The 23,515-nt window shown below is 62.5% G+C and carries 22 protein-coding genes; 11 read left to right on the top strand and 11 right to left on the bottom strand.

Annotation, left to right across the window (positions count from 1 at the left end; genetic code table 11):
- The first annotated feature begins 4 nt into the window (after window positions 1-4).
- The 5 genes from AC2ETI_RS17055 (at window position 5) to atzF (ending at window position 5,140) form a co-directional block, all read left to right on the top strand.
- Window positions 5-1,201, top strand: a complete 1,197-nt coding sequence (locus AC2ETI_RS17055) for an MFS transporter (RefSeq protein WP_030535534.1) — start codon at window positions 5-7, stop codon at window positions 1,199-1,201.
- Window positions 1,202-1,298: 97 nt separating this feature from the next.
- A complete protein-coding gene (locus tag AC2ETI_RS17050; RefSeq protein ID WP_069146196.1) occupies window positions 1,299-2,105 on the top strand; it encodes an SDR family NAD(P)-dependent oxidoreductase in 807 nt (268 codons plus the stop codon).
- Window positions 2,102-2,635 (top strand): carboxymuconolactone decarboxylase family protein, encoded by a 534-nt coding sequence (locus AC2ETI_RS17045; RefSeq protein WP_019744457.1) that lies wholly within the window; start codon window positions 2,102-2,104, stop codon window positions 2,633-2,635. Before AC2ETI_RS17050 ends, AC2ETI_RS17045 begins: the two co-directional genes overlap by 4 nt.
- A gap of 76 nt (window positions 2,636-2,711) precedes the next feature.
- Window positions 2,712-3,413: a GntR family transcriptional regulator gene (locus AC2ETI_RS17040; RefSeq protein ID WP_024487732.1), complete on the top strand. Its 702-nt coding sequence runs from the start codon at window positions 2,712-2,714 to the stop codon at window positions 3,411-3,413.
- Window positions 3,414-3,430: 17 nt separating this feature from the next.
- Window positions 3,431-5,140: an allophanate hydrolase gene (gene atzF / locus AC2ETI_RS17035; RefSeq protein WP_141487586.1), complete on the top strand. Its 1,710-nt coding sequence runs from the start codon at window positions 3,431-3,433 to the stop codon at window positions 5,138-5,140.
- Window positions 5,141-5,143: 3 nt separating this feature from the next.
- Here the strand turns inward: atzF and AC2ETI_RS17030 are convergent, their stop codons facing one another.
- Window positions 5,144-5,719, bottom strand: a complete 576-nt coding sequence (locus AC2ETI_RS17030; RefSeq protein ID WP_019744460.1) for a TetR family transcriptional regulator — start codon at window positions 5,717-5,719, stop codon at window positions 5,144-5,146.
- 68 nt (window positions 5,720-5,787) lie between these two features.
- On the opposite strand from AC2ETI_RS17030, the gene AC2ETI_RS17025 reads away from it, so the two are divergent.
- Window positions 5,788-7,389 carry an MFS transporter gene (locus tag AC2ETI_RS17025; RefSeq protein WP_003941517.1) on the top strand — a complete coding sequence of 534 codons (1,602 nt, stop codon included), beginning with the start codon at window positions 5,788-5,790 and terminating at the stop codon, window positions 7,387-7,389.
- A gap of 52 nt (window positions 7,390-7,441) precedes the next feature.
- On the opposite strand, the gene AC2ETI_RS17020 is transcribed toward AC2ETI_RS17025, so the two are convergent.
- Window positions 7,442-8,293 carry an SDR family oxidoreductase gene (locus AC2ETI_RS17020; RefSeq protein ID WP_483634145.1) on the bottom strand — a complete coding sequence of 284 codons (852 nt, stop codon included), beginning with the start codon at window positions 8,291-8,293 and terminating at the stop codon, window positions 7,442-7,444.
- A 118-nt stretch (window positions 8,294-8,411) separates the two neighbouring features.
- On the opposite strand from AC2ETI_RS17020, the gene AC2ETI_RS17015 reads away from it, so the two are divergent.
- Window positions 8,412-8,861, top strand: coding sequence for a winged helix-turn-helix transcriptional regulator (locus AC2ETI_RS17015; RefSeq protein WP_007735410.1), 450 nt, complete (start codon window positions 8,412-8,414; stop codon window positions 8,859-8,861).
- Here the strand turns inward: AC2ETI_RS17015 and AC2ETI_RS17010 are convergent.
- The 3 genes from AC2ETI_RS17010 to AC2ETI_RS17000 form a co-directional block, all read right to left on the bottom strand.
- Window positions 8,837-9,829, bottom strand: coding sequence for an iron-siderophore ABC transporter substrate-binding protein (locus AC2ETI_RS17010; RefSeq protein WP_019744462.1), 993 nt, complete (start codon window positions 9,827-9,829; stop codon window positions 8,837-8,839). The genes AC2ETI_RS17015 and AC2ETI_RS17010 overlap by 25 nt on opposite strands.
- Before the next feature lie 183 nt (window positions 9,830-10,012).
- On the bottom strand, window positions 10,013-11,416 hold the full coding sequence (lpdA, locus tag AC2ETI_RS17005) for a dihydrolipoyl dehydrogenase (RefSeq protein WP_003941477.1): 1,404 nt from the start codon (window positions 11,414-11,416) through the stop codon (window positions 10,013-10,015).
- A 49-nt stretch (window positions 11,417-11,465) separates the two neighbouring features.
- Entirely contained in the window at window positions 11,466-12,452 is a 987-nt protein-coding gene (locus tag AC2ETI_RS17000; RefSeq protein ID WP_030537958.1) for a dipeptidase, read from the bottom strand.
- Window positions 12,453-12,685: 233 nt separating this feature from the next.
- On the opposite strand from AC2ETI_RS17000, the gene AC2ETI_RS16995 reads away from it, so the two are divergent.
- From AC2ETI_RS16995 to AC2ETI_RS16985, 3 genes are all read left to right on the top strand, one after another.
- On the top strand, window positions 12,686-13,735 hold the full coding sequence (locus AC2ETI_RS16995) for an alpha/beta hydrolase (protein WP_007733735.1): 1,050 nt from the start codon (window positions 12,686-12,688) through the stop codon (window positions 13,733-13,735).
- Window positions 13,736-13,990: 255 nt separating this feature from the next.
- The gene (locus tag AC2ETI_RS16990) at window positions 13,991-15,007 is read left to right on the top strand and encodes an alpha/beta hydrolase (RefSeq protein ID WP_020968878.1); all 1,017 of its coding nucleotides are present in this window, start codon (window positions 13,991-13,993) and stop codon (window positions 15,005-15,007) included.
- A gap of 84 nt (window positions 15,008-15,091) precedes the next feature.
- Window positions 15,092-17,143: a prolyl oligopeptidase family serine peptidase gene (locus tag AC2ETI_RS16985; RefSeq protein WP_355333213.1), complete on the top strand. Its 2,052-nt coding sequence runs from the start codon at window positions 15,092-15,094 to the stop codon at window positions 17,141-17,143.
- A gap of 4 nt (window positions 17,144-17,147) precedes the next feature.
- Here the strand turns inward: AC2ETI_RS16985 and AC2ETI_RS16980 are convergent, their stop codons facing one another.
- Window positions 17,148-17,981 carry an alpha/beta hydrolase family protein gene (locus tag AC2ETI_RS16980; protein WP_355333216.1) on the bottom strand — a complete coding sequence of 278 codons (834 nt, stop codon included), beginning with the start codon at window positions 17,979-17,981 and terminating at the stop codon, window positions 17,148-17,150.
- Between the two features lie 51 nt (window positions 17,982-18,032).
- The gene (gene ppk2 / locus AC2ETI_RS16975) at window positions 18,033-18,947 is read right to left on the bottom strand and encodes a polyphosphate kinase 2 (protein WP_007733731.1); all 915 of its coding nucleotides are present in this window, start codon (window positions 18,945-18,947) and stop codon (window positions 18,033-18,035) included.
- A 145-nt stretch (window positions 18,948-19,092) separates the two neighbouring features.
- Between ppk2 and AC2ETI_RS16970 the strand changes: the two genes are divergently transcribed.
- Window positions 19,093-19,296 (top strand): PspC domain-containing protein, encoded by a 204-nt coding sequence (locus tag AC2ETI_RS16970; RefSeq protein ID WP_283567057.1) that lies wholly within the window; start codon window positions 19,093-19,095, stop codon window positions 19,294-19,296.
- A 93-nt stretch (window positions 19,297-19,389) separates the two neighbouring features.
- Here AC2ETI_RS16970 and AC2ETI_RS16965 read toward each other — a convergent pair whose 3' ends face one another.
- The 4 genes from AC2ETI_RS16965 to groL form a co-directional block, all read right to left on the bottom strand.
- Window positions 19,390-19,533, bottom strand: coding sequence for a hypothetical protein (locus AC2ETI_RS16965; protein ID WP_003941503.1), 144 nt, complete (start codon window positions 19,531-19,533; stop codon window positions 19,390-19,392).
- 63 nt (window positions 19,534-19,596) lie between these two features.
- Entirely contained in the window at window positions 19,597-19,872 is a 276-nt protein-coding gene (locus AC2ETI_RS16960) for a hypothetical protein (protein WP_003941513.1), read from the bottom strand.
- A 122-nt stretch (window positions 19,873-19,994) separates the two neighbouring features.
- Window positions 19,995-21,440: a wax ester/triacylglycerol synthase domain-containing protein gene (locus AC2ETI_RS16955; RefSeq protein WP_387404423.1), complete on the bottom strand. Its 1,446-nt coding sequence runs from the start codon at window positions 21,438-21,440 to the stop codon at window positions 19,995-19,997.
- Window positions 21,441-21,722: 282 nt separating this feature from the next.
- Window positions 21,723-23,348, bottom strand: a complete 1,626-nt coding sequence (gene groL / locus AC2ETI_RS16950) for a chaperonin GroEL (RefSeq protein ID WP_003941476.1) — start codon at window positions 23,346-23,348, stop codon at window positions 21,723-21,725.
- Window positions 23,349-23,515 lie beyond the last annotated feature (167 nt).

The following is a 23,515-nucleotide window of genomic DNA, read 5'->3' as shown; positions in this document are numbered from 1 at the left end:
CGGTATGGGCGATCCATCCCGTCGCGGGTTCATCTCGGTACTGGCCGTACTACTTTCGACGGGTTGGGCCGCCAACCACTTTGCTTCGCTCATCCCGGTTCTCCGGGTGGACGAGGGCCTTTCGCATACCGTGCTCGACGGTGTTTTCGGTATCTATGCGCTCGGACTCCTACCCGGCCTGTTGACCGGTGGAGCAGTGTCGGACCGCGTCGGCCGAGCTGTAGTCGTCCTTCCCGGAGCACTCATAGCCTCGCTCGGAACCTTGATTCTTCTTCTCTGGCACGACGCGCCCGGGCTCATGGTCGGGCGCCTCGTAGTCGGTATCGGTGCCGGTCTGGCAATCGGCGCGGGTACCGCGTGGGCGGCCGACCTTCGCGGCAAGTCCGGAACCGTGATGGCGGGCGTCGTACTCACCTCGGGTTTTGCACTGGGACCACTGTTTTCGGGTCTGTTGGCACAATTTGCCGCCTTCCCACTCGCTACGCCCTTTGTCGTCTCGACCGTCTTGTCGGTGGGTTCGGTTGCCGCGGCAGCTGTGTGGAGTCGTACTCCTGCTCCCACCAAAGCTGCGATGTTCACACAGATTCCCGACCGCGCAGAGCGGTCGGGAACCGGTGTGAAGGCCGCACTGCTCTGGGCACTTCCGTTGGCGCCATGGGTGTTCGCCAGCGCAACAGTGTCTTTCGTGACCATGACGGCCAGGCTCGGGGACCGCTACTCGGGTCCTCTCCTTCCGGGTTTCGCCGCGGCGCTGACTCTGGGTGCTGGAATCCTGGTTCAAACCGCTGCGCGCCATCGCAATTGGGGTCCTCAGGCCGGCACGACAGGCGCCGCACTGGCGGCACTCGGATACTGCCTGGTCGCAGTCGGCGGCGCGCACCCCGCGCTCGGGTTGTTCATCGTCTGCGCGCTCGTCCTCGGTACGGCCTACGGACTGTGTCTGCGTGAGGGGCTGCTCGACCTCGAGTCGCTGGCTCCCCCGGCCTCGCGGGGCGCTTTGACCGGGATCTTCTACGTCGGCACCTATCTCGGATTCGGACTGCCGGTGCTACTGGTTGTCATCGAGCCCACGATGGGTCCGTCACTGCCGTTGGTGATCCTCGCCGCTGTTGCCGCCGTCGTTGCTGTGGTCCGATTCCGTCGATTGCGGTCGCCCCAGGCTTCCACGCCACATCCGCGTCTCGAAGCCGCATCGGTCTGAACACCCGTTCGGACGGAGTTGGCGGTACTTGCAGTCGCAGCTACCCGGCGGTGTTAGCGTCGGAGGACCAGAAGGTAACTGCGTAGGGACACAGCACATGGGCAAGAGCGAGGCGGGCAAGGCCGAATCGGCCAAGAGCAGTGGCGACGATCTGACGGGTCGGCGCATCCTGATCACCGGCGCTGCCCGCAATATCGGTTCTTCGCTGGCCAGACGCCTGTACGACCGTGGTGCGTCCGTGGGACTGCTCGGCCTCGAGCCGGAACTTCTCGAGCAAGTCGCCACTTCCTGCGGCCGCGCACCCTGGCAGTTGTGCGATGTCGCCGACCCCGAGCAGGTATCTCGCGGCGTCGACTACATCGCTGAGAAGTTGGGAGGCATCGACGTCGTCGTGGCCAATGCCGGCGTCGAGGCGAACTCGTCGATCCTCGACGGAGACGTCGAAGACATGCGTCGCGCAGTCGAAGTCAACCTCATGGGCACGTACTACACCCTGCGCGCAGCGGGTCCCCACATCAGTCACGAAGATGGTTACGCCCTGGTGGTCGCCTCGGCCCACGGCGCGGCGAAGCACCCGTTCCGCGGACCGTTCGGTGCTTCGCGCGCCGGTGTCGAAGCGTTGGGCGACGCGTTGCGCCTGGAAATGAAACACCTTGGTACCAAGGTGGGCGTCGCGTATATCGGAGACATCGACACCGATACCACCGCACTCTCTTTCGACGGCGCTCGCGGAACCCTCGCCAGCGCCGGCACCACGACCGTCGCTGACGCCGTCGACGCGTTCGAGCGCGGTATCGTCGGCCGGAAGTCACGCGTACACGCGCCCCGCCGCAGCGCTGCGGTTCGCCACATCGCGCAACGAGCTATCGACCTCCGTCCCTCTCACATCCGTGGAGTCGCATGAACCCCCGCATCCCGCCCGGCCGATTCAAAGACCTCGGTCCGATCAACTGGGGAATCTGGCGTGTCCTGTCGAAGGCCGCCGGAGCACCCGACGCGCATCTGTTCAGCACCTTGGGGCGCACGGGTGGACTCTTCCGCGGTTGGCTGCACTACTCCGGCTCACTCATGCCCGGCGGCAAGATCTCTCGCCACGACACCGAACTGATCATCCTGCGGGTCGCGCATCTGCGGGACTGCGGTTACGAGATGGATCACCACATCAGGCTCGGCCGCAAAGCCGGAATCGACGCAGAAGAACTGGCCCGAATCATCGAGGGCCCTGGCGCTTCCGAGTTGAGTCCGCGTCACCGTGCGATCTTGACTGCGGTCGACGAGTTGGTCACCACCAAGGACATCACCGACAACACGTGGGGAACGCTCTCGCAGCATCTCGACGATCGTCGGTTGATCGAATTCACCTTGCTGGTCACTCAGTACGACGGCCTGGCCACCACGATCGGAACCTTGCGGGTTCAGCGCGACTTCTCCTGAAGTTCCGCGGCGGCCGTAACTCAGCTCTTACCCGAAGACATCTGGACGAAACACCTGATCAATAGCGTATACAGGTATGTCGACAGGGATGAATACGGCGCCGGAGCCACTGCGTGAGGTGGTCTACCGGGAACTACGCACCGAACTGGTCAACGGGACTATCGGGTTCGATCAGCGCCTGACGGAACCGAAGCTCTCCACGCGTTTCGGCATTTCTCGCACACCAGTACGGGAAGCGTTGACGATGCTGTGCGCCGATGGACTCCTGCGCCGGGAAGAGTACGGGTTCTCCGCCGTGCGCCCGAGCATCCCGCGGATCCGAGATCTGTACGAACTCCGAATCACTCTGGAACTACAAGGAATTACCCGGGCGATCGCAGATCCGACGATCCGGCACGACCGAACAATCCTCGACGACGAGTTGGTGCGGTGGCGTGCCCTAGCTCTCGATCCGCCGGCTCAGGAACCGGGGTTCGTCGAACTGGACGAGGAATTCCACGTCGCCGTACTGAGGGCGTCGGGAAACAATGAACTGGTCGCGTCGCTGCTGTCGGTGAATTCCCGTATCCGGCACGTTCGGATGTACGACTTCATGGTCAACGGCCGCATCGACACCTCGATCGCGGAGCACATTCGAATCCTCGAAGAACTACGTGCCGGCAATCTGCCCGAGGCCCGCACGCTTTTGCACCAGCACATCGGCGAGTCTCTCGACGTCGTCCTCGACCGGGTGACCCGCGCGATCACCGCGCTCTCACTCGCCACCATCACGGACTGATCGGAGCAGTACACACCATGACCATCGCAGCAGAAGTTTTCACCCCGACAGCCCGGGTCGAGCAGGCATTCCAGCGGATCGAGGAAGTAGATCGCCCCGAAGTCTGGATCACGTTGCGCCGCAAGGAAGATGTGCTTGCCGATGCCGCCTCGGTCGAAGCCAGAATCGCCGCGGGCGAGCATCTTCCCCTGGCTGGGCGTCTGGTCGCCGTCAAGGACAACGTCGACGTCGCCGGTCTGCCGACCACAGCGGCGTGCCCCGAATTCGCGTATGCGCCGGACGAAACTGCCAGTGCCGTTGCACGGTTGATCGAGCACGGAGCTGTTGTTCTGGGGAAGACCAACCTGGACCAGTTCGCCACCGGGCTGGTCGGAACGCGTAGTCCGTACGGAGCCGTTCGCTGCGCCTGGAACGAAGAGTTGATCTCGGGCGGTAGTAGCTCCGGATCCGCCGTCGCTGTCGCGCTGGGGATTGCAGACATCGGAATCGGCACCGACACCGCCGGTTCCGGCCGGGTACCGGCGGCATTTCACGGGATCTACGGACTGAAGCTTTCGCTCGGTGTCATTCCCGTCCACGGAGTAGTGCCCGCCTGCATCGACTACGACGCTCTGACGGTGTTCGCCGGCGACCTCGAATCGGCAACCGCGGCAGCGGCAATCATGGTCGGCCACGAACCTCGAGATCCCCGCAGCCGCGTCTGGCCTTCCGACGTTCGTCTCGCGGCGGCGCCGAATCCCCGCGTCGCGGTCCCCCGAATCGAGGATCTCGCTCAACTTAGCCCGTCGTATCTGGCAGCATTTCAGGACACTGTGACAGCTCTGGTAGCCGGCGGCGCCGAGACCGAGACCGTCGACATCTCCGGGCTGCTCGACGCGGCCCGATTGCTCTACGACGGCGCCGTGGTGGCGCAGCGGTACGCCGCTGCCGGCGAGTTCCTCGAAACTCGTCCTGCCGGAGCAGATCCCGCGGTGTCCGACATCGTGCTCGGCGCGAAGCACCCCACCGGATACCAGCTAGTCGACGATCTCGACGCTCTCACCCACGCCAAGGCTGCCGCCCGGGAACTCCTCGCCGGGTTCGACGCCCTACTGCTTCCCACCACCACCGAACATCCGACCATCGCTGCCGTGACCGAGGATCCATTCGGAATCAACCGCCGGATGGGAACTTTCACCAACTTCTGCAACCTGCTCGACATGGCGGCCGTCGCGGCGCCCGGACACCGCACTGCCGAAGATCACCCGTTCGGCGTCATGTTCGTCGTACCCGCTTTCGACGACCAGATCGCCATCGACCTCGCTGCGCGACTCGGTGGTGTGCCTTCACCCGCCCTCGTCAATACCGGAATCGACCTCGCAGTATTCGGCGCTCACCTGCGCGGGCAACCGCTCAACACACAGTTGGTCGACCTCGGCGCGCGGTACGTCGAAACCGTCACGACCTCGGATGCCTACCGGCTCTTCGCTCTCGACACGACGCCCCCGAAGCCCGGCCTGGTCCGCCGTGGACCCGGCCTCGGGGCACCGGTCGTCGGCGAGATCTTCCGGATCTCACCGGCTGGCCTGGGAACGTTCCTCGCCGCCTTGCCTGCACCGATGGCGCTCACGAGCGTCGAGTTATCCGACGGCAGAACGACAGTCGGTTTCAGCTGCACTCATGACGCCGTAAACGGCGCAGCTGACATCACCGACTACGGCGGTTGGGCCGCGTACCTCTCTCGCTGACAGTCACGGCTTGCAGATTCGAGTGACGGCCTCGCGCACCACTTCACGGCGGCGCGCGATCTCGTCGGCGTCGACGTTCTGGTTGTCGGCCACACCGGGGGCCACTACCCAACCGAACACGAGGCCGAACAGCATCGTGATCAGGTCCTGGGGATCCCAGTGCTTCGAGATGAGGCCGTCTTCTTGAGCCTTGCGGATCGTGGCCATTCGCGGAACCCAGCTGGAATGTTCCTCGGCCAGCTTCTTCATCCGTGGTGCCTCACCCTGCAATTGACCCCAGATCATCATCCGTTGAATCTGTGGTTTGGCGAGCATTGCGTCGAACAGTTCGACGGCATGCGCGGGCATGTCTTCACCGGTGAACTCGACAGACTCCATCGCCTGCTCGAAGTCGACGTCGAGCACCGCGTGGAACAACGCGACCTTGTCACCGAAATAGGCGTAGAGGCGCTCCTTACTGGCGTTTCCGTTCTTCGCAATCCGATCGATGCGCGCACCGGCAAGCCCGTAGGTACCGAATTCTTCTTGCGCAGCGTCGAGGATTCGCTGTTTCGTCGCGGTCACGTCAGTGGGAGCCATAGTGATGATGGTAACCGAACGAACTATTTCGTTTGACTCACCTGAGAAGGCTGGAATACCTTTTTCCAATGACCACCACGTCCCACGTCGACGGCGGCACTCTGCCACCGATCCCGGCTGTCTCCGAGAATCCGAATCATCAACGTCGCTGGCTGGTGCTCTGCATCGTCGCGTTCGCTCAACTCATGGTGGTGCTCGACGGCACCATCGTCTCCATCGCCCTACCGGCAGCCCAGGAGGAACTGGGCATCAGCGACCTTGACCGCGCGTGGGTGGTCACGTCGTACGCCTTGGCGTTCGGTGCGCTGCTGCTCCTCGGCGGACGTATCGCCGACTACTGGGGCCGAAAGCGATCCTTCATCGTCGGCATGGCGGGCTTCGCGGTTGCCTCCGGCATCGGCGGCATCGCGCAGAGCGGTATCGAACTGTTCATCGCCCGCGCCGGCCAGGGCGTCTTCGCAGCATTGCTCGCGCCCGCTGCGCTGTCGATGCTCACCACCACCTTCATCGGAGAGAAGGAGCGCGCCAAGGCTTTTGCCGTCTACGGCGCGATCTCCGGCGGTGGCGCTGCCATCGGCCTGCTCCTCGGTGGAGTGCTGACGCAGTACGTCGACTGGCGCTGGTGCCTGCTCGTCAACATCCCGATCGCGCTGATCGCCATCGCTGCAGCCGTCCCGATCGTCAAGGAAACCAAAGCGCACGGCGACACGAGCTACGACCTTCCCGGCGCTGTCCTCATCGCCCTGGGGCTCGGCTCACTGGTCTACGGATTCACACGCGCCGAGCACGGCTGGGGTCAGGCGGACACTTTGCTGTTCATCGCACTGGGTCTGGTCTTCCTCGCGATCTTCGTGGTCGTCGAGAGCCGCAGCAAGAATCCGCTTCTACCGCTGAGCGTTCCGTGGCATCGTGATCGCGGCGCTGCTCTGATCGGCTCCATGCTGGTGGGCGCCGCCCTGCTCGGCGGCACGTTGTACCTGACGTTCTACCTGCAGATCGTGCTCGGATTCAGCCCGGTCATGGCCGGCGTCGGATCGCTGCCGATGGCATTCTTCATCGTCTTGGCGTCGACCATCGCAGCGCAGTTGTCCACCAAGATCGGCCCCAAGCCGCTCATGGTCGCCGGCCCGCTGGTGGCCGCAGTAGGACTGCTCATGCTGACCCAGATCGAGGTACACAGCTCCTACTGGACGCACGTGTTCCCCGGCCTCGCGATCTTCGGCTTCGGACTGGGCCTGCTGATGGTGCCGATGCAGAACCTCGCGCTGATCGGCGTTCCCGACCACGACGCCGGCGCTGCCAGTGCCCTGGTCAACGCCACCCTGCAGATAGGCGGCGCACTCGGAACCGCACTGTTCACCACGATCTACGCTTCGGCCAAGTCGGCCTTCACCGCCGACAACGCGGCGCCGATCCCGCCGGAAGGCATTCCCGTCGACATGTCGAATGCGACCATCCCGACCGGGGACCAATTGGCGCTACTCCCCCAGCCGGTGCAGGACTTCGTCGCCTCGATGACGGACTACTTCTTCGGCGCCGAGGTATCCGGATACTCGGCCGCATTCGGTTGGGCGGCAATCCTGTTGGCGATCATCGCACCGGTAGTGCTGGTTCTGGTCCGCGCCAAGAAGGGTGATCTGCCCGCCGAGGGTGCAGTCCACATGGGATAACCCCCTGTGCGCCTTTATTAACCGCCCGCGGTTAATAAAGGCGCACAGCAGGTCAGGCCTTCCTCAACACCTCAGCCACCGGAGTGCTGCTGCGGCCGATCAACTTCTGCAGGTCACCAGACTCGGTGTCCAACGCCCCCTTGGCAATTGCAGCATCGGAATCCGCGAGAATCTCTGCGACCGGGGCAGGCAGGCCGACGCTCTCGAGAATCCCCTTGTATGCGTCCTCGCTCACGAACTGGTACGCGACAGGCTTGCCTGCAAATTCGCTGATCTTCTCGGCCAATTCGGCGTAGGTGAGCCTCTCGTCACCGCCCAACTCGTACACTGCACCTTCGTGGCCATCGGTGGTCGCGACTACTGCTGCGGCGTCGGCGTAATCCGCACGCGCCGCAGCCGCGATCTTGCCTTCCGCTCCCGCACCGACCAGTGCGCCGCGTTCGATCACACCGGCCAGGTCGTTGGTGAAGTTCTCCCAGTACCAACCGTTGCGCAACAGCGCGAACGGAATACCGCTCCGAGTGAGCACGTCCTCGGTCGCTTTGTGCTCGGCAGCAAGCTTCATCGGCGTGTCCTGAGCATTCAAGATGCTCGTGTAGGCGATGAATCCGACGCCGGCAGCCTTCGCCGCGTCGATGATGTTGGTGTGTTGCGCGAGCCGTGACCCCACTTCACTTCCCGAGATCAGAACCAGCTTGTCGACGCCCGCCAATGCGGTTTCCAACGCCGAGGCATCGGCGTAGTCCGCTTGGCGTACAACTACTCCGCGGGCGGCGAGGCTTTCCGCCTTCTGTGGATTGCGGACGACTGCGACGATGTCGGACGCGGCGGCTCCCCGCTCGATCAACGACTCGACTACCAGTTGTCCGAGGTTTCCGGTTGCGCCGGTGACTGCAATGCTCATGCGAACTCCAGATCCAGGTTGAAGCGTAAATGCGTTCTGCAACCATCATGCACTTATTTTTCGTAAGTGCAACACGGTGAGTTAGCGCTATCGGATCGTGCAGTAGTAGCCTGGGTTCATGACCAGCACCGACTCACCTTCACGTGCTGCCCAGACTCCTGATCCGAATGCCGACGTCGTGGACCCAACCCTCGAGGCTGACGTCTTCGCTCGCGGATGCAACTCTCGGGCGGCATTGCAGAATGCAACCGGACGCTGGGGCGCACTCGCGCTGGCGGCATTGAACGAGGGCCCGTACCGGTTCAGTGCCCTGCGCCGACGCGTCGACGGAGTCAGCGAGCGCATGCTCTCACAGACCCTGCAAACACTCGAGCGGGATGGCCTCGTGCACCGTGAGGTACTCGAAACCATCCCCCCCAAAGTGGAATACAGCCTGACCGAACTCGGCGCCGACGTCGCCGCAAAGATCACGGCCCTGATCGAACTACTCGAATCGCAGGTGCCGAAAATCGTTGCGTCACAAGCGTCGTACGACGCCCGGAATCAGCTCAACTTGTCCGAAAGCTGAGCGATGAACTCGTCGAATGCGTAGGGAACGCTCAGCACCGTCGGAGCGGACGTAGCCATCGCGTAGTCCATTCCGACCAGACGAACCAGACGGCCGTTCGACACCGAGGTCATGTTCGCGAACGGACCGAAGGACATCAGCTTGTCCAGGTTGGTGCCGTCGGCGTCGACGAGAATGAAGACGTCGGCGTCGAGTGTGTCGATGGATTCCATGCCCACGGACACCGAACTGTCGCCGGAAGTGCACACTGCGTCGACACCGGGCGAGGTCTTCACCCCGAGCTGGCCGAGAAGACGGATCCGCGGGTCGGTGCCGCAGAAGACGATCAGGCCCTCGTCGGTGCGCATTGCATACGTTGCGGTTTTGCCCTGGAACTGTGGGTGATCAGCGGCCTGCTTCTCGAAGTACGCCCCGGTCTCGTCGATCAGCGTCTGGGCCTGCTCCGGCTGTCCGAGCGCTGCACCGATCATGCTCATCTGCTTGTCCCACGCCGTATCCCACGGCTGGTCGGGGAACGCGACGGTCGGCGCGATGTCACTGAGGCGCTTGTACTCGCCCTCGTCGATGCCGGAGTAGACGGCGAGGATCACGTCGGGATCGAGCCCGAGGATCTGCTCGAACGGGATATCGGGATTGGTCGTCATGAGAACGGGCTTGGCACCGTTCAGACGCGAAGCGTCCCAGGGCAGGATGTTGTTCTCGATGCCGTCGCCGGAGAAGCTCTCCATGGCGACCGGAACCTTGTTCAGTGCGATCACCGCATCCTGGCCACTCCATCCGATGGTCACGATGCGCATAGGCTCCGCGTCGATCGTCGTCGAACCGTAGGCGTGGTCGACGGTCACGGGGAACGCCCCCGCCTCGGCGGCACCCGAAGCTTCGGTGTCCGATCCGGAGTCACCTGAGGTTCCACAGGCGGAGAGCGTCAGCGCGACGCAAGCCGCGAGCAGTACGGAACGAGTTTTCATGAGTGGTCCTTCGAAAGCCGAATGGTCGACTCGGGACGCTAATGCGTTGCGCGCCTACACCCCGACTCGAAGGCCTCAGATGGCGGTTTCGCAACACAACTCGACACAAAAGACGAAAAACCCCGTGTGCCTTTCCGGTAGTGCGAACTACCGAAAAGGCGCACGGGGCCGAAGGCCCTGCCGTCAGAAGTTGATCATGTGGCCGGCGAGGCCGTGGATCGCTTCCTGCAGTGCCTCACTGAGTGTGGGGTGGGTGTGGACGTTGCGTGCCAACTCGTTGACCGTGAGGTCCCACTTCTGGGCCAAGGTCAGCTCGGGCAGCAGTTCCGAAACGTCCGGTCCGATGAGGTGCCCGCCGAGCAGTTCGCCGTACTTCTTGTCGGCGATCAGCTTGACGAAACCGGTCGGGTCACCGAGACCGTGTGCCTTGCCGTTGGCGGCGAACGGGAAGTTCGCGACCTTGACGTCGTAGCCCTCGGCCTTGGCCTGCTCCTCGGTCAAACCGAACGAGGCGACCTGCGGCTGGCAGAACGTCGCACGCGGCATCATCCGGTAGTCACCGAGTGTCTGCGTCTCCGCGCCGCCGATGGTCTCGGCAGCGACGACAGCCTGAGCTTCTGCGACGTGCGCGAGCTGCAGCTTGGCGGTGACGTCACCGATGGCGAAGATGTGCGGGACGTTGGTGCGCATGTAGTCGTCGATCGCGATGGCGCCGCGATCGGTCAACGCGACACCGGTGTTCTCGAGACCGAAGCCCTCCACACGCGGTGCGAAGCCGACGGACTGCAGAACCTTGTCGACGACCACGGTCTCGATCTCGCCGGACTTGTTGTCCTTGATCGAGACGGTGACCTTGCTGCCGTCGTCGCTGATGGACTGCACAGCGGCACCGGTCTTGATGGTGACGCCGAGCTTCTTGTATTGCTTGGCGATTTCCTTCGAGACGTCGGCGTCCTCGTTGGGCAGTGCCCGATCGAGGAACTCGACGATCGTGACGTCGACGCCGTAGTTCTTGAGGACGTAACCGAACTCCATGCCGATCGCGCCGGCACCGACGATGAGGATCGAACCCGGAAGGTCACGGGTGAGGATCTGCTCTTCGTAGGTCACGACGTTCTCGCTCAGCGAGGTGCCGGGCAGCAGCTTGGTGTACGAACCCGTCGCGATGATCGCGTTGTCGAACGTGATCGTCTCGGTGCCACCCTTGCTCAGCTCCACGCTGATGGTGTTGGCGTCGACGAACGTGCCCTTGCCGTCGTACTCCGGGATCTTGTTCTTCTTCATCAAGAAGTGAATGCCCTTGACTCGCCCGTCCGCGACCTTGCGGCTGCGATCGAAAGCGGAGCCGAAATCGAAGGACACGTCTCCGGACATGCCGAACGTCTTCGCTTCTTTCGTGAAGATGTGCGCGAGTTCGGCGTTACGGAGAAGCGCCTTGGACGGAATGCAGCCGACATTCAGGCATACACCGCCCCAGTACTTCTGCTCGATGATGGCGGTGCTCAGGCCCAGTTGTGCCGCGCGGATAGCAGCGACGTACCCACCGGGGCCGGCTCCGAGGACAACGACGTCATAGTGTGAGGTCACGATTCACCAGGGTAGTCCTGCATCGTTTCGCTGTCCCCAGATGGTCGCATTACCCGTCGGTAGCCCACACTTCTCGGGCAACTCGGGCGAAATTTCCGCCGTACACGGCCTCGATCGACGGCTCGTCGAAGCCCCGCTCACGCAATACCTGATCAAGTGTCAGCACGTCCTCCGGAGGAGTCCACTGCAGTGGCCCCCACGCGGTGTACGCCTCGGAGAACGACGACGGGTTCTGCTCGATCTCTTCGCGGAAGTCGTCGGCGTCGAAGGAGAAGTCGGAGCCGATCCCGACATGATCGATGCCGACGAGTCCCACAGCCTCTTCGATGTGGTCGGCCATCGCGGACAGCCGAGCCTGGTCGTCATCCGGTCCGTTGACGCCGAGGAATATGCCCACGCCGTTGATCCCGATGACGCCGCCGGTCTCCGCACACGCTCTGGCCTGATCATCGGTGATGTTGCGCGGATGCTCCCACAACCTTCGGAGGTTCGAGTGGCTGTAGATCATTGCTCGCTGGGTGATAGCTGAGATGTCCAACCCCGTCTGTACCGAACAATGTGATCCGTCGACTGTCATTCCGACGCGATTCATCTCGGCAACCAGGTCACGGCCGTATCCACTCAACCCCGTGTCCGCCAGGTCCAAGCAGCCGCAGCCGGCAGCGTTCATGTAGTTATACGTCGGCAACATCGAGCGGACTCCGAGATTGTAGAAGTACGAGACGTTGGCCAGGTCTCCCTCCAGCGGATTCGAGTCCTCCAGGTCAAAGGCCAGGGCGATTCCGCCGGACTCCTGAATCTCGACGACGCCGTCGACGGTGAAGACAGGGGTGATCTCCGGGAACTCGACCCGCGCCTGCCACGCGAAACTCTTGGCGATTGCCGTCGAGTCCGCGCGAGTCTGCGGCGAGTAACCGACGTTCACCGAAACGTAACTCCCCGCTGGGCGCTGATATCGGAGAAGATCTTCGACAGACGCGTTCGACTGCAGAGGTAGGCAACAATGTTGTTCCCATAGTGGATATGTCCGGTTCACTCACTAATCCCGTCGATGATCAGGGAAATTCACCTGAAACTGGTCGTACGTTCAGCAAATCTCTGGTTCACTGGCGGATAACGCACCGATGCGGTAGAACTTACAAGACTCACACGCCCTGTACCTATCGACAGAGCATGTACCCAGCATGAATTCCCGTACGGGAACAGCAACAAAGGACCGTTCACTCCTGGGCGGATTCGAAGGAATTTTAGGTGGAGGTTTCTGAACGTATGCGTGCTCGCACTTTCAAGCGTGGCCGTCTGGTCGCCGCTGTAGCCGCAGTATCCGTGCTGCCGATGCTGATCAGCCCTGCAGTATCGTCCGCAGGCGGAGATCCGTCGACCACCACGGCAACTGTTGCCAAGGCAAACACAACGGGTTCCAAGCTCTCGAGCCGCACGGACAACGGGCGCATCGCCACCATCAAGGTGTACTCCCCTTCCATGGAACGCGATATTCCGCTCGAGGTCATCCTCCCGGCAGACGGCAGCGAACCCCGCCCGACGCTCTACCTGCTCAACGGTGCAGGCGGCGGCGAAGACCGGGCGACGTGGCAGCGTCAGACCGACGTCAACGAGTTCTTCGCTGACAAGAACGTCAACGTCGTCACCCCGCTCGAAGGTGCATTCAGCTACTACACCGACTGGGTGAACGACGACCCGTCCCTCGGCCGTCAGAAGTGGCAGACGTTCCTGACCCAGGAACTCCCGCCCGTCATCGACGCCGAGTTCAACACCAACGGCGTCCAGTCGATCTCCGCGATCTCGATGACCGCGACCTCGGTCCTCAACCTCGCCATCGCAGCTCCGGGCCTCTACAAGGGCGTCGGTGCATACAGCGGATGCGCCGAGACCAGCACACCGGTCGGCCAGTCCTCCATCGAACTGGTTGTGGGCATGCGCGGCGACGCTGACGTGACCAACATGTGGGGCCCCCTCGACGGCCAGGGCTGGATCGACAACGACCCCGTCGTCAACGCCGAGAAGCTCCGCGGCACCGAGCTCTTCATCTCCACCGGCTCCGGACTCCCCGGCCCGCACGACACCCTGAACAACGAGGCGATCAACGGACAGGTCGGCACACTCGCCAACCAGGTGATCGTCGGCGGCGTCATCGAGGCAGCAGTCAACTACTGCACCCACAACCTCGCCTACCGCCTCAACGATCTCAAGATCCCGGCCACCTTCGACTTCAAGCCGACCGGCACCCACTCGTGGGGCTACTGGGAAGACGATCTCCACAACTCCTGGCCGATGCTCGCTCGTTCGATGGGCATCTGACCGAAATCGTTCCGACTCGACCCCGCTCCCTGCACTTCCGGGAGCGGGGTCGAGTGCTTGTCTGGGCCGATTCGGGGGTTAATTCGGGGGTTAATTCCGGGGCCAATTCAATTGTCAGGCAATCGAATCGCGTCACTTTCTGCGCCCGCTCTGCTTTACTGACACATAACAAAAAGTGAACCTGTTCCAGTAAGGGCTCACAGGCACTTCGATCCGTTCCGGATCCGAAGACATTCAGGTGGAGGATCCGAACGTATGCGTGCTCGAATTTTCAAGCGTGGCAGTGTGATCGCAGCTCTCGCAGTGGCCACGGTGCTTCCGATGCTGGTCAGTCCGGCGACAGCTTCTGCGGGCGGTGACACGTCCGGATCGCACGTCGTGAGCAACACCAAGACCGGCGACCGCAAGGTCACCATCTCGGTCTTCTCCCCGGCGATGGATCGCAACATCCCGCTCGAGGTCATCCTCCCAGCAGACAACAGCGAACCCCGCCCGACGCTCTACCTGCTCAACGGTGCAGGCGGCGGCGAAGACTCGGCGACCTGGCAACGCAAGACCGACGTCATGAACTTCTTCCAGGACAAGAACGTCAACGTCGTCACTCCACTCGAAGGCGCATTCAGCTATTACACCGACTGGGTGAACGACGATCCGGTTCTCGGTCGCCAGAAGTGGCAGACGTTCCTGACCCAGGAACTCCCGCCCGTCATCGACGCCGAGTTCAACACCAACAAGGTGCAGTCCATCTCCGCGATCTCCATGACCGCGACCTCGGTCCTCAACCTCGCCATCGCGGCTCCCGGCCTCTACAAGGGTGTCGGCGCATACAGCGGATGCGCCGAGACCAGTACTCCCGTCGGTCAGAGTGCGATCGAACTTGTCACAGGTACCCGCGGCGGAGCTGACATCACCAACATGTGGGGCCCGCTCGACGGTCAGGGCTGGAAGGACAACGATCCGGTCCTCAACGCCGAGAAGCTCCGCGGCACCGAGCTCTACGTCTCCACCGGCTCGGGACTCCCCGGCCCACACGACACTCTCGCCAACCCCGCGATCAACGGTCAGGTCGGTGCGCTCGCCAACCAGGCGATCGTCGGCGGCGTCATCGAGGCAGCGGTCAACTACTGCACCCACAACCTCGCCTACCGCCTGAGCGATCTGAAGATCCCGGCCACCTTCGACTTCAAGCCGACCGGCACCCACTCGTGGGGCTACTGGCAGGACGATCTCCACAACTCCTGGCCGATGCTCGCTCACTCCCTGGGCGTCTGACCCGATTCGTTCTCACTCGACCCCGCTCCAGTGTTTCGGGAGCGGGGTCGAGTGCTGTCGGGAGCGAGCAGTAAGAATGGACGTATGACTTCCGATCAGCAGCCCACCACCGGCCACGACCCCTACCTCTGGCTCGAAGACGTGACCGGTGAGTCTGCACTCGATTGGGTCCGTCAGCACAATGCCGTGACCGAGGGGCAGCTCACCGACAACGAGCGCTTCGATCGACTGCAGAGCGACGTGCGCGAGATCCTCGATACCGACGCGCGAATTCCCTACGTCCGCCGTCGAGGTGAGTTCCTCTACAACTTCTGGCGCGACAGCACCCACGTTCGCGGATTGTGGCGACGCACGACGTTGGATCAGTACGTCACCGACGACCCGGAATGGGACGTCCTCGTCGACCTCGACGCCCTGGCCGAGGCCGAGGGCGAGAACTGGGTCTGGAAGGGCACGCAACTTCTACGGCCACACCGCAACCGTGCATTGATCAGCCTCTCCCGCGGTGGGGCAGACGCGGCGGTCGTTCGCGAGTTCGACATCGACAAGCGCGAGTTCCTCGCTCCCGAGGGCGAGAATCCCGGCTTCTACCTTCCCGAGGCCAAGACCGACATCGACTGGATCGACATCGATACCGTCTACGTCGGAACGGATATCGGACCGGGGTCGCTCACCGATTCCGGATATCCCCGTCTGGCCCAGCGGTGGAAGCGCGGCACTCCCCTCTCCAGCGCCGAGACCGTCTACGAGGGCCAGGCCACGGACGTGGCCATCTCGGCTTCGCACGATCCGACGCCCGGGTTCGAACGAGACTTCGTCACTCGCTCGGTCGATTTCTACAACTCTCAGCATTTCGAAGTTCGCCCCGACGGTGAACTGGTGCTCGTGGACGTCCCCGAGGACGCCGGGATCTCGATTCACCACGAGTGGTTGTTGATCCGCACCAAGTCCGTGTGGGCCGTCGAGGACACCGAATATCCGACCGGCGCACTGCTTGCCATCCGTTACGACGATTTCCTTGCCGGCTCACGAGCACTGACATCGATCTTCGAACCCGACGCACATTCCTCGCTCGAGCACTCCACCTGGACACGCGATCATCTGATTCTGGTGGTCCTGACCGACGTGCGCACGACGCTGCGAATCCTGACGCCGGGCGAAAACGGCTGGGAGGATCGACCTTTCGAAGGGCTTCCAGAACTGACCAGTATCGAAATCCTCGACACCGACCCCGATGTCAGCAATGAATACTTCGTCAACTCGAGTGGATACACCTCCCCTGCAACTCTTTTGCATGGCGTGATCGGCGAAACCGAACCCACTGCCCTCAAGCAGGCTCCCTCGTTCTTCGACGCCGAGGGCATCACCACGGAGCAGTTCTTCGCCACCTCTGCCGACGGCACCCAGGTTCCGTACTTCGTGGTGCGCAGTCCGCGTAGCGAGCCAGGCCCAACCCTGCTCTACGGGTACGGCGGATTCGAGATCTCGCTGACACCGTCGTACAGCGGTTCTCTGGGCCGTGCCTGGTTGACGCAGGGCGGAACCTATGTGGTTGCGAACATTCGTGGTGGCGGCGAGTACGGACCCGGTTGGCACACACAGGTTCTCAAGGCTGGGCGCCACAAGGTGCACGAAGACTTTGCTGCCGTCGCGAGAGACCTCGTCGATCGCGGAATCACGACCCCGGATCTTCTGGCAGCTCAGGGCGGAAGCAACGGCGGCCTGCTGATGGGCATCATGCTGACCAAGTACCCCGAACTCTTCGGCGCCATCGTCTGCCAGGTCCCGCTGCTGGACATGCGTCGATTCCATCTCCTGCTGGCCGGCGCGTCCTGGATGGCCGAATACGGTGACCCCGATGTCCCGGAGGAGTGGGCATTCATCTCGGAGTATTCGCCGTATCAGAACATCGACGCCGCCGCGTCGTACCCACCGATCCTGATCGCGACATCCACCCGCGACGACCGCGTCCACCCCGCGCATGCCCGCAAGATGGCCGCACGGCTGGAAGAGCTGGGCAAGCCGGTGCTGTATTTCGAGAACATCGAGGGTGGCCACGGCGGCGCCGCGGACAATGCTCAGCTGGCCTTCAAGACCGCGCTGACCTACGAGTTCCTCTGGCAGAAACTCGGCTGATCTTTCAGCGGTCGCGCAACCACGCGACGACGCGCTCGCTCACAGCGGTGGGATTGCGTATCCAACCGTTGTGACCGAGTGGTTCGTCGATGTGCGTCATCGTCACTTGGGCCCCGGAGAGCTTGTCCACCAGGTTCTTTGCCGACCGGCGTGGAGCGAGATCGTCCCCTTCGATCGTGATCGACAGAACCGGCAAGGTCAGGCGAGCGATCCGCTCCTCGTAGTCGATATCCGCACCGATGGGTTCCATGCGACCGGTCCTGGCGAACCTGGCCCAATCGGTGATCAGTACTTTCGACTGTCGACCGAAGGCGCCGACGTTTACCCGGTCTCCCGGCCAGAAGCCGGCGATGTTGGCTGTCACCGACATCGCGGACGAACCCAGATAGAGTCCGGGCGCACGGATTCCGGGGAATCCGCGGTGATACGGCGATCCGGAGGCAACCAGGATCAGGCCGCCGAGCCGGCCCCGAATCCTCGACGCGTACATCACCCCGATCTGGCCGCCCATGCTGTGCCCCATCAGAAATGGTGTGCTGGCCGGGAACCGCTCGCGCACTACCTCGAACGTCGCCGGACAATCGATCGAGACCAGTTCCTGATATCCGAAAGCACTCGACGCGCTCGGGCGCGGTTTGCTGTCACCTTGGCCGCGCAGTTCACCGATGGCCGCGTTGAAGCCGGCTTCGACCAGGGCCTGCGCCACCGGATCGTAGAACCCGGCGGGAACTCCGAGCCCGGGCAACATCACCACCACAGGTGCGTCGTCGTTCGGTCCGGGAAACAGACGGATCGGGGTCACGGTGCCGTCGGGGAGTTGGATCGGTACGGTCTCCATTCAACTCACAGTAACCACCCACGCCGCGGATGGGCAGAGCACACGCGCCGACTATTCGAGGCTGCCCACGATCAGCGGATCCGGAGTACCCACGATCTCGTAATCCTTGTTGTCGTAATCGAACTGACTGAGCACGTGACGCATCGCGTTTATCCGCGCGCGTTTCTTGTCATTGCTCTTGATGACGGTCCACGGAGCGGTGGCGGTATCGGTGAACCGGATCATCTCTTCCTTCGCCGCCGTGTACGCATCCCACTTGTCCAGAGAAGCGATGTCCATCGGCGAAAGCTTCCACTGCCGCACGGGATCGACCTGTCTGATCGCGAACCGCGTGCGCTGCTCCAGCGGTGAAACCGAGAACCAGAACTTGATCAAGCTGATGCCGTCGTCGACGAGCATCTGCTCGAACAACGGCACCTGGCGCAGAAATCGCTCATGCTCCTCGTCGGTGCAGAAACCCATGACCCGCTCGACCCCGGCCCGGTTGTACCAAGATCGATCGAACATCACCAGTTCCCCAGCGGCGGGAAGGTGCTGCACGTAGCGCTGGAAGTACCACTGCGTCGACTCGCGAGCCGACGGCTTCTCCAGCGCGACGACGCGAGCGCCACGAGGATTGAGGTGCTCCATGAATCGTTTGATCGTTCCGCCCTTGCCGGCAGCGTCGCGTCCTTCGAACACGATGGCGTGCCGTGCGCCGGTTTCTTTCGACCAGTTCTGCAGCTTGAGGAGTTCGATCTGCAGCAGACGCTTGGACATTTCGTACTCGTCCCGAGGCATCCGTGCGTCGTACGGGTAGCCCTCCCGCCAGGTGTCGACCTCGAAACCGTCCGGCGACGTCAGCAGCACCGGATCGTCGTCGTCATTGTCGTCGACGGTGAAGGCGGCGGTGTCGGCCAGATCGACGGCGGTCGAGAGATCCGCGAAGGCGCTGAGGAACGGTCGGCGTTCTGCTAAATCGGTCACCGCCGACAAGTTAGTCTCCCGCAGCAACCGTTCGGTGAAGCTGGGATGAACTACCGGGGTATGACACGACGGGCTCAAAAGATCAGGGTGCAGATGGGGGTCGTCCCCGATGGTTCCTGATGCGATCTCGCTTCAGAATTGAAGCATGACATTCGAAAGCAACACACCTCGCCCCTTCACCCGTTCCAACGACAAGAAAATGTTCGCCGGAGTGTGCGGCGGGATTGCAGATTACTTCGGCGCCGACGTCAATCTTGTCCGTCTACTCGCCGTTATCGCCGCTATTTGCACGGGTGGAACCGCGGCATTGATATATCTCGCCGCCTGGATGCTCATGCCATTAGGGTGAGAATTCCGGCAATTCACATGGCGAGAATTACGCGCCGACAAAAGGTATTTCGGGGCCTACGCGCCAACACGAGCAGGCCCCGAAATCGACAATCTACTTGGCGGCCTTCAACTCTCCACCGCTGAGCGCAGCGAGGGCCTCGAGACCCTTGACGGCCAGGCCACTGACGCTGCCCAACCCCTGACCGATGATCGCACCGACTGAGCCGGCAGCGTCCATGACAGATCCTTCAAGCATGACGTTCTCCTTTAGATGTTCAGTGGTTCACTTGGGACGAGCAAATGACGCCGATCAGAAAACTCAGGGAACGACAGGCGGCGTAAAGCTGAGGGTGTCGAGAGATCCGAAGATTCCACCGGCGGTATCAGCCAGTGAACCGAAGAGGTTTGCACCGACATTGTCCAATCCCAGCAGCATTGTCAGCAAAGCCTGCATCGGTGCACCGTCCCCATTCGGACCACCGAGAATATCCATCAACGAACCCATGTTCAGCTCCTCGCGTAGGTGATTCTTTTTACCGTCGGTGACGATTATCGAACCAGTCCGGCGGTAGACACTCGACGTGTCGACAGTCACATTAATCCGCGAGATAACGACTCGACACCACTACGGACAATTACCTTAATTAGGACGAATTCGACAGAAATTTCCCGAACACAAATCGTCGATTCACCACAAGTTCCGACGCAAGTTACTCTTTATCGTTCGACTACCTCACGATTTTGGTCAGAAACTGCCTGCAGAAGCGTCGTGAACCCCACCCGCAATAATTCGATGTAGTGCTCGATATCCGGCATCGTCTCTCGCGAGACGATGACATTGAGCGTCAGAGAACCTCCACGCGCAGCAATGAGGAAGTGGCGCAGAATGTCTCCGTCGACCGGCGCCTGCCCACCGAGAACTGCCACCGCCGGCGCACCTTCGAAGACATTGCCGTCGACCGATACCGGGACATTGCTGATCGTCGTGTTCTGAATGACCTTGTGCGAAGGGTCAAGCTTGTTGATCCGACGCGAGAGACCGGTGAGTCTGAGCAGAGCCGCGGGCGACGTTTCGATGCGTGTGCCGTATCGACGGACGGCTGGGTGCAAACTCCGCCCCTTTGCCATCAGCGCCGAATCCCTGATTCGTGTCAGCCGCTCGACCGGATCTTCGACGTCCGTGTGCAGATCGACCGTCAACAGCGCCAGTTGGTTGGCCGATTCCCATTCGGCGATCTGCCGCATCGATCGGGGAACCATCGCCGCCAACCCACTGCCTGATTTCTCGCCCTTCTCCGACAGGTATGCGTCGAGAGCGCCGGCGACGACGGTCAGGAAGATGTCGTTGACCGTCACGTCCGGAACGGCCGCTCGGATCGCTTTGATGTCTGCGCCGTCCAGCGTCAGGAAATCGATCGTGATGTCTCCGCCCAGCATGCCGTTGAATCGGGTCGGCAGGCGGTCGGCCGAGTACGTAGGCAACTCTCCGGCCTCTTCCGCCTCCCGAACCGTCTCGGCCGCAACCTTTGTCACGGACAGACCCCGGCCGAAACGGATCGCCTGGCCGGGCAAACCCACGACCGTGCGCCCGATCAAATCCAGCGACGAAAGCCCCGAACCGACACGCTTCGTCTCCGGCTTCGGCGGACCGGAGAACAGAAGGTTGGTCAGATCGCGGATCGCCAGACCGTCACCGGCCCCGTGGTGGGTCTTGAGCATGATCAGCGTCAGATTGCCCGGTAGCTCGTCGATCCCGTGCACTCCGGTCATGACGTGCAACTCCCAGGGCGGCCGGGACAAGTCCATCGGCTCACCGAGCGAGCACCCGAGCAATTCACGAACCGGCGCCCAACCGGCAACCGGGGCACGATGGACGTGCACGTGATCATCGACGTCGAAATCGGCCGGGACCCAATAGGGATAGTCCAGATCCAGCGGAACTCGCTGGAGTCGACTCGTGAACAGTGGCCAGTATCCGAATCTTTCGGTGATCCACCGAACCGCGTCGTCGTGCGTCATCTCTGCGAGCGGATGGCCCGTCGTGTCGAAGAAGTAGGCGCAGACCATGTGGCTCAGATGTCCGCCGGACTCGTTGTAGACGAACTCCGCGTCTCGCGGCCCCATCTGAGATACCGCGGCTGGCAACGAGTTCCGAAAGATCATGCATGCCCCTCAATTCCGACGCTGAACGAATGTCCGAATTGTAGCGAGCTGACATGCCGATCCTCTGGGTTCTGCTCGGAATCGTTGGGTATCACCGGATCCAGCAATCGGAAAAGGTGCCTGTGATTCCGATCGATCAGGAGGCAACCTCTTGGTTAGGTGAATCCGCAGTCTGCATCGCGGCTGCCGCTGCCAAGTCATCGAAACTTGCCTCCCCCGCACGAGCAAAAGCCCGGCCCACCGAATGGTGGGCCGGGCTCTAGGAGCTAGGTGGAGATGGACTCAGAAGTCCATGCCGCCCATGCCGCCGGTCGGATCGCCTGCAGGCGCTCCGGCCTTCTCGGGCTTGTCAGCGACAACGGCTTCGGTCGTCAGGAACAGAGCCGCGATGGACGCTGCGTTCTGCAGTGCCGAGCGGGTGACCTTGACCGGGTCGTTGATGCCTGCAGCGAGCAGGTCGCCGTACTCGTTGGTCGCAGCGTTGAGGCCGTGACCTGCGGGCAGGTTGGAGACCTTGTCCGCAACAACGCCGGGCTCGAGGCCTGCGTTGAATGCGATCTGCTTGAGCGGAGCGGACAGTGCAACGCGAACGATGTTCGCGCCGGTTGCCTCGTCACCTTCGAGCTTGAGGTCGTCCAGTGCGGGAGCTGCCTGGAGAAGTGCAACGCCACCACCGGCGACGATGCCCTCTTCGACGGCTGCCTTTGCGTTACGCACTGCATCTTCGATGCGGTGCTTGCGCTCCTTGAGCTCGACCTCGGTAGCAGCGCCGGCCTTGATGACTGCAACGCCGCCGGCCAGCTTGGCCAGACGTTCCTGCAGCTTCTCACGGTCGTAATCCGAGTCGCTGTTCTCGATCTCGGCGCGGATCTGGCTGACACGACCGGCGATTGCGTCGGCGTCGCCGGCACCCTCGACGATGGTGGTCTCGTCCTTGGTGATGACGACCTTGCGTGCCTGGCCGAGGAGCTCGAGGCCTGCGGTCTCCAAGGAGAGTCCGACCTCTTCGCTGATGACCTCGCCACCGGTGAGGATGGCGATGTCGGCGAGCTGAGCCTTACGACGGTCACCGAAGCCGGGAGCCTTGACGGCAACAGACTTGAAGGTGCCACGGATCTTGTTGACCACGAGGGTGGAGAGAGCTTCGCCCTCGACGTCCTCGGCGATGATCAGGAGCGGCTTGCCGGACTGGATGACCTTCTCCAGCAGGGGCAGCAGGTCCTTGACCGTGGAGATCTTGGAGCTGACGAGCAGGATGTACGCGTCTTCGAGGACGGCTTCCTGACGCTCTGCATCGGTGGCGAAGTACGCCGAGATGTAGCCCTTGTCGAAGCGCATGCCCTCGGTGAGCTCGAGCTGCAGGCCGAAGGTGTTGGACTCCTCGACCGTGATGACGCCTTCCTTGCCGACCTTGTCCATAGCCTCGGCGATGAGCTCACCGATGGACGGGTCACCGGCGGAAATACCGGCGGTAGCAGCGATCTGCTCCTTGGTGTCGATCTCCTTGGCGGTCTCGAGCAGGCGAGCTGTGACAGCCTCGACAGCCTTCTCGATGCCGCGCTTGAGGCCGAGCGGGTTCGCGCCGGCTGCGACGTTGCGCAGACCTTCACGGACCAGTGCCTGTGCGAGAACGGTAGCGGTGGTGGTGCCGTCGCCAGCGACGTCGTCAGTCTTCTTGGCGACCTCCTTGACGAGCTCGGCGCCGATCTTCTCGTACGGGTCGTCGAGTTCGATCTCCTTGGCGATGGAAACACCATCGTTGGTGATCGTGGGGGCGCCCCACTTCTTTTCGAGAACGACGTTGCGACCCTTGGGGCCCAACGTCACCTTGACAGCGTCGGCGAGGGCGTTGAGGCCTCGCTCGAGGCCACGACGTGCCTCTTCGTCGAACGCGATGATCTTTGCCATTGCGAAGTGATCCTCCGGATAGGGGGTGACACACAAGGTGACCGCTCGTCGGGTCACCTCATCGGCACAAGGCGACCGTTTGACCGGTCACCTCATTACACGGGCGACCGATTTGCCTGGTCACCCATCTACGCCTGTGGTCTAGTCAGTGCCCGCGACGGACGACC

The organism is Rhodococcus sp. MurmanLake-1, from assembly GCF_056945715.1.
This window is presented reverse-complemented; position numbering and strand designations above follow the sequence as displayed.